General features: G+C 71.4%; 11 protein-coding genes. 7 read left to right on the top strand and 4 right to left on the bottom strand.

Features of this window, described 5'->3' with window-relative positions; all coding sequences use genetic code 11:
* Positions 1-27: 27 nt before the first annotated feature.
* Together ACZ5PB_RS12820 and ACZ5PB_RS12825 are read right to left on the bottom strand one after the other, a co-directional pair.
* Positions 28-2406, bottom strand: a complete 2379-nt coding sequence (locus ACZ5PB_RS12820; protein ID WP_468690435.1) for a hypothetical protein — start codon at positions 2404-2406, stop codon at positions 28-30.
* Between the two features lie 56 nt (positions 2407-2462).
* Complete coding sequence (locus ACZ5PB_RS12825) at positions 2463-3407, bottom strand: LysR family transcriptional regulator (RefSeq protein ID WP_468690868.1); 945 nt, start codon at positions 3405-3407, stop codon at positions 2463-2465.
* A gap of 136 nt (positions 3408-3543) precedes the next feature.
* Between ACZ5PB_RS12825 and ACZ5PB_RS12830 the strand changes: the two genes are divergently transcribed.
* From ACZ5PB_RS12830 to ACZ5PB_RS12840, 3 genes are read left to right on the top strand one after another with little or no spacing between them, the layout of a single operon-like run.
* Positions 3544-4464 (top strand): zinc-binding dehydrogenase, encoded by a 921-nt coding sequence (locus ACZ5PB_RS12830; RefSeq protein WP_468690437.1) that lies wholly within the window; start codon positions 3544-3546, stop codon positions 4462-4464.
* Positions 4461-5498, top strand: coding sequence for an alpha/beta hydrolase family protein (locus ACZ5PB_RS12835; RefSeq protein ID WP_468690440.1), 1038 nt, complete (start codon positions 4461-4463; stop codon positions 5496-5498). The genes ACZ5PB_RS12830 and ACZ5PB_RS12835 overlap by 4 nt, the downstream gene beginning before the upstream one ends.
* Complete coding sequence (locus ACZ5PB_RS12840; RefSeq protein ID WP_468690441.1) at positions 5495-6250, top strand: SDR family NAD(P)-dependent oxidoreductase; 756 nt, start codon at positions 5495-5497, stop codon at positions 6248-6250. The genes ACZ5PB_RS12835 and ACZ5PB_RS12840 overlap by 4 nt, the downstream gene beginning before the upstream one ends.
* A 183-nt stretch (positions 6251-6433) precedes the next feature.
* Here the strand turns inward: ACZ5PB_RS12840 and ACZ5PB_RS12845 are convergent, their stop codons facing one another.
* Together ACZ5PB_RS12845 and ACZ5PB_RS12850 are read right to left on the bottom strand one after the other, a co-directional pair.
* Complete coding sequence (locus ACZ5PB_RS12845; protein ID WP_468690443.1) at positions 6434-7864, bottom strand: GntT/GntP/DsdX family permease; 1431 nt, start codon at positions 7862-7864, stop codon at positions 6434-6436.
* Positions 7865-8051: 187 nt separating this feature from the next.
* Complete coding sequence (locus ACZ5PB_RS12850) at positions 8052-8597, bottom strand: gluconokinase (RefSeq protein ID WP_468690445.1); 546 nt, start codon at positions 8595-8597, stop codon at positions 8052-8054.
* A gap of 146 nt (positions 8598-8743) precedes the next feature.
* On the opposite strand from ACZ5PB_RS12850, the gene ACZ5PB_RS12855 reads away from it, so the two are divergent.
* The 4 genes from ACZ5PB_RS12855 to ACZ5PB_RS12870 all read left to right on the top strand — a co-directional run bounded on the left by ACZ5PB_RS12855 (position 8744) and on the right by ACZ5PB_RS12870 (position 13443).
* Positions 8744-9445 carry a FadR/GntR family transcriptional regulator gene (locus ACZ5PB_RS12855; protein ID WP_468690448.1) on the top strand — a complete coding sequence of 234 codons (702 nt, stop codon included), beginning with the start codon at positions 8744-8746 and terminating at the stop codon, positions 9443-9445.
* A gap of 223 nt (positions 9446-9668) precedes the next feature.
* On the top strand, positions 9669-10415 hold the full coding sequence (locus ACZ5PB_RS12860; RefSeq protein ID WP_468690451.1) for a dienelactone hydrolase family protein: 747 nt from the start codon (positions 9669-9671) through the stop codon (positions 10413-10415).
* Positions 10416-10494: 79 nt separating this feature from the next.
* Positions 10495-11043: a TetR/AcrR family transcriptional regulator gene (locus ACZ5PB_RS12865; protein WP_468690452.1), complete on the top strand. Its 549-nt coding sequence runs from the start codon at positions 10495-10497 to the stop codon at positions 11041-11043.
* Between the two features lie 168 nt (positions 11044-11211).
* Positions 11212-13443 (top strand): MMPL family transporter, encoded by a 2232-nt coding sequence (locus ACZ5PB_RS12870; RefSeq protein WP_468690454.1) that lies wholly within the window; start codon positions 11212-11214, stop codon positions 13441-13443.
* Positions 13444-13750: the final 307 nt, after the last annotated feature.

Consider the following 13750-nt stretch of genomic DNA (forward strand, 5'->3'; position numbering starts at 1 on the left):
GGGTATCCGCCCTATACGACACGGGTCTCAGGGGGATTCCCAGGCGGTGGCACTCGTGAGGGCACGGGCCCGTTCGTTGAGGGCGGCGGCCTCCTCGTGTCGCCGCAGTCGCGTGAGGGCCGCGCCCATGGCGGACCAGGCAGCGGCCTCACCGTGCCGGTCGCCGATCCGGGCTGCTGTCTGCTGTGCCAGTTCCGCCAGGGGGATCAACTCGGCTGTGCGGCGACGGTAGGTGAGGTAGGGCTTGAGCAGGTGTGGCAGTGCGATCGTGAGGTCGGGGCGCAGCGTGCCGGCTACGCGGGCGACTGCGAGCAGGGGTTGCCATTCGGTGTCCAGCCAGTGCGACGCGGCCTCGCGGTCCGGGAATCCGAGCGTCGACGGGGCTGCAGATGGCGGTGGGGCCGCCGAGGGCGACGGGGCGTCTGCTTCGTCGTGCAGGTGCGCGGCGGCGGCGCGCACCTGGGTCTCGTAGCGGTCGAGGAGCGTGTGTACGGGGCCTGCGTCGGTCAACTGAGCTGCGTTCTCGGCGAGTTCGTGCAGCCAGGTGGTGATCGCGTCGCCCGGAGCCGGGGCGAGGAGTTCGGGCAGAGTGCCCTCGAAGGTGGGCAGTCGGCCGGCGAGGATGCGCCAGAAGCCGGGGCCTGAACGGCTTGCGGCGGCGGTGAAGAGCTCGGCGCAGTGTTCCTTCCAGGAGTCGTGGCCGGGGGCTTCCGGGGGCAGATCGCGTCCTTGGGACAGGACCGCGCCGACGGGGCGGGCGATTGCCAGCACCGTACGGTCGTCGAGCAGTCGGGCGGAGCGGACCATGTGGATGGGCGACATTGCCGCGCTGGTGTAGGCGTGGTTGCTGACGGGGTCGGGGCCCGCCAGGCAGGCCAGGGCCACGCGGGCGGCGTCCGGGCCCTGGAGCGCCAGGTCACTCAGGTCGCTGCTCAGCCGGTCGGCCGACAGCGCGGGAGTCAGGGCCGCAGGGAAGCCCGGCCTGGCGGCGAGGACCCACAGGACCGGGTTCGGTAGCGGCTCGGTGGCGTGTGCTTCGACGAGTTGGGGCCATGGCGTGACCGTGGTGCCCGTGCCGTCGAGTATGAGCTCTGTCTGGATCGGGCTGGGGTTCGCTCGCAGTTCGGCGATCAGGTTTTGGTCATCGGTTTGAGGGCGTTGCGGCTGGGCGGCGGCGAGTTGGCGGCGCAGACCGGCGTGGGTGCGGGTGAGCCGGACGAGCCGTGCGTCGAGCTCCGCGTCCAGCCCGTACAGCCAGCCGGCCCCCGCGGTCTCTCGGCTCCACGGGGACAGGCAGTCGCGTGCCCAGCGGGCGAAGAGCCGACGCGGCGGGACGCCCGCTCCGTCGAGCTTCGTCAGCGCGGTGGCGAGGGATTCGCGGCCCGTACGAACTCCGGCGGGCCCTACGCATGCGTCGGCCGCCCGTACGAGGGCCTCGTCGTCGAGGCCGGCGATCAGGGCCGCGAGCAGCCTCGGCGGCGCCTGGGCCAGAACACGCAGGTCGGGGGCGTGCCGCCGGGAGCCGGGCAGCGGTTCGTCGAGCCCGTCGAGGAGGTGGCGCAGGCTGCCCCTGTGCCGGGGGAGGCGTGCCGCAGCCGTGGTCCATGCCTTCTCGTCCTCCCCCAGGGCGGTCCGCAACTCGGCGCCGACCGCTTCCCAGAAGGCGTGCGGCTTCTCCGCGTGGCTGCTGTCGGCATGGGACACGGCTGCCAGGAGGCGGTCCAGCCGGGTGGTCGCGCGCACCACCTCGCCGGCCCTTTCCGGGGTCAGCAGCAGGCGCAGCAGCGGGGTGCGGAGCTGAGAGAGGTGCGGCATGAGGAGAGCGCGGACCGGTTCGGGCAGTTCGTACCGGGGAAGCCGAGGCGGCGGCGTCCACGGGCGGGCCGGGGGCCTTTCGGCCCGTGGGACCGGGCGGGCCTTCTGGCGGGCCGCGAGGCGGTCGGCGACCTCCAGGCGCCAGGGGGTGAGCAGCGCGACGGTCAGTGCGTCGGGGCAGTCGCGGCGTGCGATCAGTGCGCGGGCCGCGACTGCTCCGAAGGGCTCTCGCGCGTGGGCAGCGGCCGTCGCGTCCCAGTCCAGCGGAACCGGGGCCGCGTCGAGCAGGGCGTCACCCTCCAGTACGGTGCGCGCCGCGCGCAGGGCGATGAGCAGTTGCCCGCCAGGTGGTGAGTGGCTGCCCTTGTGGTCGTCTTCTCGTACGACGGGGAGGAAGGGGACGGCGGCTGCGGCGAGGCCGGTGGCGTCGAGCTCGACGGCGGCGCGGGCGCCATCGGCCGGGGGCAGCAGCGTCGTCGCCCATCGGAGGAGGCCCAGGTGATGGGCTGCCGTGCGTGCGGCGGGGGTCCGGTCGCCGCTGCCGGTGACCGTTGACCGTGCTCTGCGGCTGATCTCCGCCGGGGTGCTCATTGCCGGATCCTCACTCCCACTCCGTTCGTGCGGGCCGCTGCTGATCTGGAATCCGGTCAAGGTACCTGCCCCCGGGGCGCGTTCGCGGGTGGTTCGGGCAGCCAGTCCCGTGCCGGGTCGTACTCTAGCCAGCGGTTCCGCCCCGCCTGCGCGGCGCAGGCTGCGGTGAGACTGCTCAGCCCCGGGTGCCCGTCGCCGGTGCGCCACAGCAGCGACCAGGCGTACAGCGGTGTGGGGTTGACCAGTGGGACGGAGCGCAGCCCGGGGACCTCCGGCCGGGGCACGTCGGCGGGCAGCAGCGAGAAGCGCCTCGGGTCCTGGGCCACTTCGGTGAGGAAGTGGCCCAGGCCGAGGTTGACGCTCGCGGTCCGGTCCCGGATGTCGAACCGGTCGGCGAACTGGTGGAGGAAGTCGAGGCGGTCCAGCGCACCGGGTGCCCACAGCACGCTGCCTCTCAACTGGTCGGGACGTAGCGCTGGTTCGGCCGCGAGCGGATGCTCGCTGCTCAGTACGGCGTCCACCGGTTCGAGGCGTACGAGACGGTGGGCGAGCCCGGTGCGCAGTGGGGGGTGGGCCCGGCCGAAGGCCGCGTCGATGTCGCCGTGCAGCAGAGCCGTGGTGACCGACGGCAGGTCACGTCCATGACCCAGCGTCAGATTCCCTGCCTCTGCTGCGACTTGGGCGAGGGTGCGCATCGGGGCGTAGAGGTGGCCCCAGACGTCGACGCGCAGCGGGCGGTCCTCGCCGACCGCAGCCTTGACCGCGGCGGCAGCGGCGGCCAGGGCCTGCCGGGCCGGTGGGAGGAAGCGCTGTCCGGCGTCGGTGAGGCGCACCCCGGTCCCGTCGCGCCGGAACAGGTCGGTGCCGAGGAGGGATTCGAGGCGGGCGATGCGTTTGGACAGTGCCTGCTGGGAGAGGGCGAGTGTGGCTGCCGCGCGCCCGAAGTGCAGTTCCTCGGCGGCTCGTACGAAGGCACGTACCTGTGCCATGTCCAGGTCCAATTCCGCGCCCGCGCCCCGACCCACGCCCCTGTTCATGCCCGTCCCCATGGCTCCCACCATAGGTGACAACCAAAAGTTGTCGAGTCCGCTCGTTCGTTGTTGGATCGCTGGGCGGCAGCCGGGTTGCATTCCCGGCATGCGAAGACTGATTCCCACGGGGGAAGCGGCGCGTCCGGTCGCCTTCACCGAGGTCCCCCTGCCCGTTCCGGAGCCCGATGAGGCGCTGGTCAAGGTCGAGGCGTTCGCGCCGAACCGCGGTGAGACGTTCCTGCTCGAAAGTCCCCGGCCGGGGTTTCTGCCCGGCAAGGACATCGCGGGGCTCGTCGTTCAGGCCGCGGCGGACGGTTCGGGCCCCGGTGCGGGCACCCGTGTGGTCGGGCATCCGGCGTGCGGCGGCTGGGCCGAGTACGCGGCCGTGCCCACGCACTCGCTCGCGCTCCTGCCGGACAGCATCGACAGCGTGCCCGCAGCGGCACTTCCGCTGGCCGGGATCACGGCCCTGCGGCTGCTGCGTACCGCCGGCTCGCTGGTCGGCCGACGGGTGCTGCTGACCGGCGCCTCGGGCGGGGTCGGCCACTACGTCACGGAGCTGGCCGTCGGAGCCGGAGCCGAGCTGACCGCCGTAACGGCGACTCCGGAGCGCGGCGAGCGGCTCCGCGAGCTGGGTGCGCAAGTGGTGCACGAGGTCGCGGCGGCGCAAGGGCCGTTCGACGTCGTACTGGAATCCACGGGCGGGACGGAGCTTCCCCTCGCCCTCTCGAAGGTACGGCCGGGTGGCACGCTCATCTGGTTCGGCCAGGCGAGCCGCACCCCGGTGACGCTCGACTTCTTCCAGCTCCTGGGCGGGCCCGAGCGCGTCACGATCCAGCACTTCCACTACGCCGGCGGCCCGTACGGCTCCGATCTCGCGGCACTGGTGCGCCTCGTGGAACAGGGGCGGCTGCATCCGGAGATCGGCCGCACCGCGGACTGGGCGCGGAGCGCCGACACGCTGGTCGATCTGCGGGAGCGCCGCATCCGCGGCAAGGCCGTACTGCTGACGGGAGGAAACCGATGAGGATCGCCGAGTTCGCCGACGCCCAGTGGACCCGCGCCATCGGTGCGGGCCTCGACCCCCACGAGTACCGGCGCGTCACCGGCGCTCTCGACTCCGCCGCCGACTGGGGGCCTGCCTTCCTGGACACCGGGAACGCCTACCTCCGGCGGGCGGAGGAAGCGGCATCCGCCGTTTCGGCGGGTGAGCACCTGCTGATGGCGGCCCGCTGGTTCCACGTCGCCACGCTCGCGCCGTACGAGCGGGCGCACCGTGCCGCGTTCGAGGCGCACCGTGCCGCCGTCGAGGCGGACCGCGCCCTGGGCCGGGCGCTCACCGCGCTGGAGCCCGGTGCGCGGCAGGTGAGCGGCGAGGGGTTCACCGGCTGGCTGCGCGGCCCCGCCGACGCTCCCGGCACCGTGGTCGTCGTCCCCGGACTGGACTCGGCCAAGGAGGAGTTCCTCGATCTGGTGTCCGCGCTGCTGGCCAGGGGGCTGGCGGTGTTCGCGATGGACGGCCCCGGGCAGGGTGTGCTCGCGGCCACGACGACCTTCAGGCACGACTACGAGCAGGTCGTGGGCCGTGTCGTCGACGCTCTCGGTGTCGCGCGCATCGGTCTCGTCGGGCTCAGTCTGGGCGGCTTCTTCGCGGCCAGGGCGGCGGCGCTGGAGCCGCGCGTGGCGGCGGTCGCCACGGTCAGTGGCCCGTTCCGCCTCGACTGGGAGGAACTGCCCCCGCCCGTACGGGACATCATGTCGCGGCGTGCGGGCGGGGCGGACGCGGCGCGCGACTTCGTCGGGCAGGTGGACCTCACCGCCCTCGCGCCGCGCATCGCCGCCCCGCTGCTGGTCGTCGACGGTGGCCTGGACGTCATCCCCGGTGTGACGAACGCCGAGCCGCTGGCCCGGCTGGCACCGCAGGGCAGCTATCTGCCGGTCCCCCACGGCGATCATCTGCTGGGCAACGCGCGGCCTGACTGGCTGCCCCGGCTCGCCGACCACCTCACTCAATCCCTGACGGGAAGACAGTCATGGGCTCAGGCAGGGATGCGGACATGAACCGCTTCACCGGCAGGACCGTCCTCATCACCGGCGGCACCAGCGGGATGGGCCTGGCGACCGCGCACCGCCTCATCGCCGAGGGCGCCCACGTCGTGGTCACCGGCCGCACCCGCGCCCGGGTGGACGCCGCAGTCCGGGAACTCGGCCCGGCCGCGTCGGGAGTCGTCGCCGACACCGCCGACCTCGGCGCGGTGGACGCGCTGGTGGAGACGGTCCGCGACCTTCACGGCCGTATCGACGTCCTCTTCGCCAACGCGGGCACCGGCACGTTCCTGCCGTTCGAGGACATCACCGTGGACGACTTCGACCACGGCGTGGACGTCAACTTCAAGGGGGTGTTCTTCACCGTCCAGCGGGCGCTGCCGCTGCTGGCGGACGGTGGTTCCGTCGTCATCAACGCCTCCTGGACCCTGCACCGGGGAAACAGCGTCCTCACCCTGTACTCGGCGACCAAGGCCGCCGCGCACAACCTGGCCCGGACGCTCGCCGCCTCGCTCGCGCCGCGCGGGATCCGCGTCAACTCCCTGAGCCCGGGCTACATCGACACCCCGATGTACCCCTCCGCCGCGTTGAGCGCGGCGGAGGCGAAGGCGGTGACGGACAGGATCGTCGCGGGGCGCTTCGGGCGTCCGGAGGAGGTGGCGGCGGCGGTGGCGTTCCTCGCCTCGTCGGACGCGTCGTACGTCAACGGTCAGGACCTCGTCGTCGACGGCGGACTGGTGGGGGCGGTACCGGCAAGCGGTGGGTGACTGCGGCTCCGGCGGCTGACCGCCCGTGGCTGCGGGAGCTCCCGTGGATGCGCGAGCAGGTGCAGGCGGGAGCAGGTACAGGTGCAGGCGGGGGCACGTGCATGCGGGGGCACGTGCACGGGCGGGCACGAAAAAAAGGGGGGCGCGGCCGGATCGGCCGCGCCCCCTCGCTGTCATGCGTGGCTAGATCACCAAAGACAGCAGCAGGACGAGTGCGCCTGCGACGACCGAGATGATGGTCTCCATGACCGACCAGGTCTTGATGGTCTGGCCGACGTTCATGCCGAAGTACTCCTTGACCAGCCAGAAGCCCGCGTCGTTGACATGGCTGAAGAAGAGCGAACCTGCGCCGATCGCGAGGACCAGCAGGGCTGCGTGCGAAGTCGACATGTCGGCTGCGAGCGGCGCGACCAGGCCTGCGGCGGAGACCGTCGCGACGGTGGCCGAGCCGGTGGCGAGGCGGATGACGACGGCGATCAGCCAGGCGAGCAGGAGGGCGGGGATCGCCCAGTCCTCGGAGATCTGGAGGACCATCTGGCCGACTCCGGAGTCGATGAGGGTCTGCTTGAAGCCGCCGCCCGCGCCGACGATCAGGAGGATGCCCGCGATCGGTGCGAGCGACTTCTCGACGGTCGCGGTGATCCTGCCCTTGGAGAATCCGGCGGCGCGGCCCAGGGTGAACATGCCGACGATGACGGCGGCGAGCAGGGCGATCAGCGGCGAGCCGATGACGTCGAAGACGCGCTGCACGGTGTGCTCGGGGTTGTCCACGACGATGTCGACGAGGGCCTTGGCCAGCATCAGTACGACGGGAAGCAGCATGGTGGCGAGGGTCGCGCCGAAGCTGGGCAGCTTGGCCGCGGCCTTGCCGGGCTCACCGCCGGCGTTCTCCAGTTCCTCGGACGGGCGGCGCGGAATCATCTTCTCGGGCACCGGGATGTCCACCCAGCGGGCCGCCACCTTGGAGAACAGCGGACCGGCGATGATCACGGTCGGGATCGCGACGAGCACACCGAGGGCGAGCGTGACGCCCAGGTTGGCGCCGACCGCGTCGATGGCGACGAGCGGGCCGGGGTGCGGCGGGATCAGGCCGTGCATCACGGAGAGACCGGCGAGGGCGGGGATGCCGATGCGCATCAGCGAGTAGTTGCCGCGCTTGGCGACCATCAGCACGACGGGGATCAGCAGGACGATGCCGACCTCGAAGAACAGCGGCAGCCCGATGACGCTGGCGATGAGCACCATCGCCCAGGGCATGGACCGTCCGCCCGCTCTGGCGAGGATGGTGTCGACGATCTGGTCCGCTCCCCCGGAGTCGGCGAGGAGCTTGCCGAGGATCGCACCGAGGGCGATCAGTACGCCGACGCCCGCGACCGTCGAGCCGAGTCCGGAGGTGAAGCTGGTGATGACCTTGTCGAGCGGAGCTCCCGCGAAGGCTCCGAGCGCGAGCGACCCGATGGTCAGCGCCAGGAAGGCGTGCACCTTGAACTTCGTGATGAGCAGGATGATGACGGCGATGCCCGCGAGCACGGCGATGCCGAGCTGGGCGTGGCCGGCCGAGGTGATCGGCTCCACGGCTTCCGCTGCCAATGTCTCGACGCTGAGACTAGTCACGGTGTGATCCCTTGCAGGAGAGGTGGGTTACGGGGGTGGGCGCGTACGTACGGGGGTGGTCGTACGCGTCGGGGGCGCGCCGTCCGCGAGGCGGCGCGGGCGTCACGGTGGCGGTGACTGCGGGGACTACAGGAGTTACGGGGACTGCGTGATCAGGAGGGCTGCGTGATCAAGGGGGACTGCGTGATCAGTACGTCTGCGGCGTCCCGGGGCCGCCGCTCGGCGCCTCGTCCAGGGCGTGCAGCGCGGCCACGGCCCGCTCGGTGATCTCCTCGGGGCTGCCCGCGACGTCGACGTCGACGCCCGCCTCGTCCGGGCCGAGCGGCTGGAGCGTGGCGAACTGCGAGTCGAGCAGCGCGGTCGGCATGAAGTGGCCCTGGCGCTTCGACATCCGGCCCTCGATCAGCTCGCGCGAGCCGGTCAGGTGGACGAAGACAATGCCCGGAGCGGCGGACCGCAGCCGGTCGCGGTAGCTCCGCTTCAGCGCCGAGCTGCTGACGACGCCGCCGAGCCCGGTCCTGCCGTGGGCCCAGGAGCCGATGGCGTCGAGCCACGGCCATCGGTCGTCGTCGGTCAGCGGGGTGCCCGCCGACATCTTGGCAATGTTCGCCTCGGGGTGGAAGTCGTCGCCCTCGGCATAGGGAACGCCGAGCTGTGCTGCGAGCAGGGGGCCGATCGTTGTCTTCCCGGTTCCTGCCACGCCCATGACTACGACGACGTGGGGGGTGTGCATTGCTGCCTCGCTGTCTTCATCGACATCTCGCACGGCGGCCGGTCGTGCGCCATGCCACTGAAACCCATTAGGTCAGAGGAATTCAAGTGCCTGTGACTTAAAAGTCATACTTATTGCGAGCCGGGCCGCCTCGTAGGCTTACCCCCATGACTGCACAGGCCCGAGGGCTGCACGCCCGCGTACTGGACACCCTCGGGCCCGCCATCACGGGAGGCGCGTACCCGCCGGGGAGCGTCCTGCGCACGGACGAGCTGTCCCAGGAGTTCGAGGTGTCCCGCTCCGTCATGCGCGAGGCGGTCCGGGTGCTGGAGTCCATGCACCTGGTGGAGTCGCGGCGCCGGGTCGGGGTGACCGTACTGCCCACCGAGGAGTGGAACGTCTACGACCCGCAGGTCATCCGCTGGCGCCTGGCCGGCGCCGACCGGCCCCGCCAGCTGCGCTCCCTCACCGTGCTGCGCTCCGCCGTCGAACCCACCGCGGCCGGCCTCGCCGCCCGCTACGCCACCGCCGAGCAGTGCGCGGCCCTCACCGAGTGCGCCATCGGCATGGTCGCCAACTCGCGCGGACAGCAGCTTGAGGGCTACCTCCTGCACGACATCGAGTTCCACCGGACGATCCTCAGGGCGTCCGGCAACGAGATGTTCGCCCGTCTGGGCGACGTGGTGGCCGAGGTGCTCACGGGGCGCACCCACCACCAGGTGATGTTCGAGGACCCGGACCCGGCTGCGGTCACCCTGCACGTCAAGGTCGCCGAAGCGGTGCGGGAGCGGGATGCCGTACGGGCCGAGGAGCTGACCCGCGAGATCACCATCGGCGCCCTGGAGGAACTCAACGTGCTTGCGCCGTAGGGCCGTTCACCGTGGGTCGGCACGGGTGGACTATGATCCACAACCATGACTACCGGGACGGCCTCGCGCCACGCACGGATTGGTGACCCGGTGCTCTCCTGAGCGCCGAACGGGCCGTCGTGGGCCCGCTGTTCGTTCGCGGCTTCCATGCCTCCGCGCGGGCTCCGCCCCCTGTCGTGTTGATCGCAGATCTGACGCACATCAACACCGACAGAGGGAAATCATGCTCACCAAGACGTTGCAGATCCCCACCCCCGACGGCCTGGCCGACGCGTTCGCCGCCTTCCCCGACGACGGCGAACGGCACCCGGGCGTACTCATGTACCCGGACGGTCTGGGCATCCGGCCCGTACTGCGGGAGATGGCCGCCGAACTGGCCTCGCACGGCTACTACGTGCTCGTTCCGAACATCTTCTACCGGCACGGCCCCGCCCCCGTGGTCGAGCTTCCCGAGTACGTGGGGGAAGAGGCCAGGCAGTCGGTCATGGCCCAGGTGATGCCCTTGGTCATGGAGCACACCGCCGACCGGTACCTGCGCGACGCCGACGCGTACCTCGGGTTCCTCACCACCCGGCCCGAGGTCGGCGCCGGACCGGTCGCGGTGACCGGCTACTGCATAGGCGGCATGCTGGCGGTGCACACCGCCGCCGCCCACCCCGGGCGGGTGGCCGCCGTCGCCGGATTCCACAGCCCCATGGGCGCGAAAGGACCCGACGAACTGCACCGGCTGCTCTCCCCGCTCACCGCCCGCGTCCTGCTGGGGCACGCCGAGACCGACCTCACCCCCGAGGCCCTCGGCGAGCTCAACCGGGCGCTGGACGCCGCCGGCGCCGACCACACCTCGGAGATCTATCCCGGCACCGTCCACGGCTTCACCATGGCCGACACCGACGCCTTCCACCCCGCCGGACTGCAACGCCACTGGGACCAGCTGCTCCCCCTCCTCGGGAGCACCCTGAGCAACGCCTGATGGCGCCTGATGGCGCACCTCACACCGATTGACTGTCCGATCGGTCAGTTCTGACCGATCGGACAGTTATCGTGGTGGCATGGCACGACAGGCGTCCGCGATGCGCGGGCAGATTCTCGAAGCCGCGCTGCGGCTCTTCGCCGCGAACGGCTTCAACGGCACGTCCCTGCATGCCATCGCGGTCGACGCGGGCTGCTCCAAGGCGTCGCTGATCTACCACTTCAGCACGAAGGAGGCGATCCTCACCGAGCTGCTCACCCCCGCGGGCGAGGGGCTCGCCGCACTCGACGTACAGCTGGAAGGTCTTCCCGAAGACCAGCGGGTGGAGGCGGCGGTGGCGGGATACGTGGACCTCGCGCTGCGCTACCGGCGCGAGGTGAAGATCCTCTTCGAGGACACCCCGACGATGATCTGCAATCCCGCGCTGGGCGACATCACGGTCCTGGCGGAGCGTCTCGTCGTGGCGATGAGCGGCGGGTCCGGGGACCCGAGACGGATCGTCGCCGCGCACATGGTGCTCGGGGCGGTGTTCGTCACGTGCGCCAGTGAGATCGACGTACCCGGGGACCTGCTGCGCGACGAACTGGTCGAGGGCGCTCTGCGGACGCTCGACCACCGCGCAGGTTAGCCGCCCGGGCGGCCCGACCCGCTGTCCGGGCCGCCCGCATCCCCGTACCGCGTACCGAACAAGCCGTCCACGTCCGGGACTTCACCTGACCCGACCCGGTCACTGCGTACCGGCCGAGCGGGCGTCTTCGTACCGCATTCGTACCGACCGAGGAGAGACACGCTCCGCATGGCTTCCCTGCTCTACCGGCTAGGCCGGTTCTCCTTTCGCCGCCGGGGGCGCATAGCCGCCGGCTGGCTCGTCCTGATCGCCCTGCTCGGCACGCTGGCCCTGGTCTTCCAGGGGCCGACGACCGACAAGTTCACCATGCCCGGCACCGAGTCGCAGCGTGCCCTGACCTCGCTCAAGGAAGAGTTCCCCGAGGCCAGCGGCACCACGGGCACCATCGTCGTGGCCGCGCCCGAGGGCGAGAAGCTGACTCCCGAGCGGCTCGCGCCGATCGTGCGCGACGCGGCTGCGGTGCCCGGTGTGCTGGGGGCGATCGACCCGTTCCAGGCGAAGTCCGTCTCTCCCGACCTCCGGTACGCACTGGTCCAGGTGCAGTTCGACAAGGGTGCCGAGGACGTCTCGGACTCCGAGCGCACCGCCTTCGAGAAGGCGGGGGCCGCCGCGAAGGGGCTGACCGTCGAGCACGGCGGCGAGGTGATGACGGCCAAGGTCGAGGTGGGTTCGACCGAGGCGATCGGTGTCGCGGTCGCGGCGGTCGTCCTCGTCGTCACCTTCGGCTCGCTGGTGGCCGCCGGGATGACCCTGCTGAACGCGCTGATCGGCGTCGTAGCGGGCATGGCGGGCCTCTTCGCGCTCAGCAGCGCCGTCGAGCTGACCAGTACCGCCCCGGTCCTCGCGCTGATGCTGGGGCTGGCCGTCGGCATCGACTACTCCCTCTTCATCACCTCCCGCTACCGGCAGTACCTCGCCGAGGGCATGGACGGCGAGGAGGCCGTCGGCCGGGCGACCGGTACGGCCGGTTCCGCCGTCGTCTTCGCGGGTGCCACGGTCGTCATCGCACTGGTCGGGCTGTCCGTCGTCGGGATTCCGTTCCTGAGTGTCATGGGCCTGGCCGCCGCCGGCACCGTGCTGGTCGCCGTCCTGGTCGCGCTCACGCTGCTGCCCGCCGCGCTCGGCTTCGCGGGAGACAGGGTGCTGCCGCGCCGTCAGCGCAAGGAACGCAGGGAGGGCAAGGAACGCGAGCGGGAGATGGCGGCCGTCGCGGCCAAGGGCGCGGAGCCGTTCGGCTTCCGCTGGGGCCGGCTCGTGGCCAAGCTGCGCATTCCGCTGCTGGTCGTCGGCATCGCGGGGCTCGGCGCGCTCGCGCTGCCGGTGCAGGACATGCGGCTCGCACTGCCCGACGCGGGCACCGCCGCCGTGGACTCGTCGGCCCGCAAGGCGTACGACCTGACCAGCGAGGGGTTCGGCCCCGGCTTCAACGGACGGCTGCTCGCCGTCGTCAACTCCGACGACCCGACGCAGACGGAGGAGGCGACCACCCAGGCCGCCGGGCTCATCCGGAGCACGGAAGGCGTCCTCGCCGTCGCCCCGCCGCAGTTCAACAAGGAGCGCACCACCGCTCTCCTCGCGGTCATTCCGAAGGCCGGTCCGACCGACCTGGCCACCGAGAACGCGGTGCACGCCATCCGCGACAAGGTCGACCGGGTCTCCGGCGCGGACATCGCCCTGACCGGTGTCACCGCGCTCGGCATCGACGTCTCGGAGAAGCTCTCCGACGCGATGCCGGTCTACCTCGGGCTCGTGGTCGGTCTCTCCGTACTGCTGCTGATGCTGGTGTTCCGCTCGGTGCTCGTTCCGCTGAAGGCGGCGCTGGGCTTCCTGCTCACCGTCGGCGCGACGTTCGGCATCACGGTCGCCATCTTCCAGGAGGGCCACCTCGCGGAGTACCTCGGGATCGATACACCGGGGCCGCTGGTCAGCTTCCTGCCGATCCTGCTGATCGGCATCCTCTTCGGGCTGGCGATGGACTACGAGGTCTTCCTCGTCTCCCGCATGCGCGAGGACTTCGTGCACGGCACGCCCGCCCGGGACGCCGTGGTGGGCGGCGTCGGGCACAACGCGCGGGTGGTGACCGCGGCCGCGCTCATCATGACCGCGGTGTTCGGCGGGTTCGTGCTGCTGGACGATCCGATCATCAAGTCGATCGGGTTCGCGCTGGCGGTGGGTGTGGTCATCGACGCCTTCGTCGTACGCATGACGCTGGTGCCCGCGGTGATGACCCTGCTCGGCCGCGCCGCCTGGTGGCTGCCGAAGCCGCTCGAACGCGCTCTGCCCGACCTGGACATCGAGGGAGCGAGCATCGACGCCGATGCCCACGCCGGCCGCGAGGAGCAGGACCCGCACGACCGGCAGGACGAGGACGGGCGGGAGCGGGACTCCGTGCGCGTCTGAGCCGTCCGGCGGGACGGATCGCGGATAACGGATCACGGATGTGACGGATCACGGATGTACGAGAACGGGGCGGGTGCCGTGCGGCACCCGCCCCGTCCGTTCGCCCCGGCCCTCGGGCGGCTCGCGCCCCGGGCCCGCGAAGGCTTCATGACGCGGACCTCGCGCCGAGTCGGTCTCGCAATCTCCACCATGCGTGCCATCCGTGGTGCGGGCTGCGGGCGGACGTCGAGCCCGTGAGAGTGGCGCAGCGTTCGCGGTGCAGATGACGCAGGGTTTCGTTGTGCAACGTATTCATTATTGATGTGCT

Source organism: Streptomyces sp. NPDC032721 (assembly GCF_055579625.1).

Coding starts and splice junctions, on each gene's coding strand:
- ACZ5PB_RS12840 (WP_468690441.1), top strand. CDS start 5,495: ATGAACCGCTTCACCGGCAGGACCGTCCTCATCACCGGCGGCACCAGC.
- ACZ5PB_RS12855 (WP_468690448.1), top strand. CDS start 8,744: ATGACTGCACAGGCCCGAGGGCTGCACGCCCGCGTACTGGACACCCTC.
- ACZ5PB_RS12860 (WP_468690451.1), top strand. CDS start 9,669: ATGCTCACCAAGACGTTGCAGATCCCCACCCCCGACGGCCTGGCCGAC.
- ACZ5PB_RS12870 (WP_468690454.1), top strand. CDS start 11,212: ATGGCTTCCCTGCTCTACCGGCTAGGCCGGTTCTCCTTTCGCCGCCGG.
- ACZ5PB_RS12865 (WP_468690452.1), top strand. CDS start 10,495: ATGGCACGACAGGCGTCCGCGATGCGCGGGCAGATTCTCGAAGCCGCG.
- ACZ5PB_RS12820 (WP_468690435.1), bottom strand. CDS start 2,406: ATGAGCACCCCGGCGGAGATCAGCCGCAGAGCACGGTCAACGGTCACC.
- ACZ5PB_RS12835 (WP_468690440.1), top strand. CDS start 4,461: ATGAGGATCGCCGAGTTCGCCGACGCCCAGTGGACCCGCGCCATCGGT.
- ACZ5PB_RS12850 (WP_468690445.1), bottom strand. CDS start 8,597: ATGCACACCCCCCACGTCGTCGTAGTCATGGGCGTGGCAGGAACCGGG.
- ACZ5PB_RS12830 (WP_468690437.1), top strand. CDS start 3,544: ATGCGAAGACTGATTCCCACGGGGGAAGCGGCGCGTCCGGTCGCCTTC.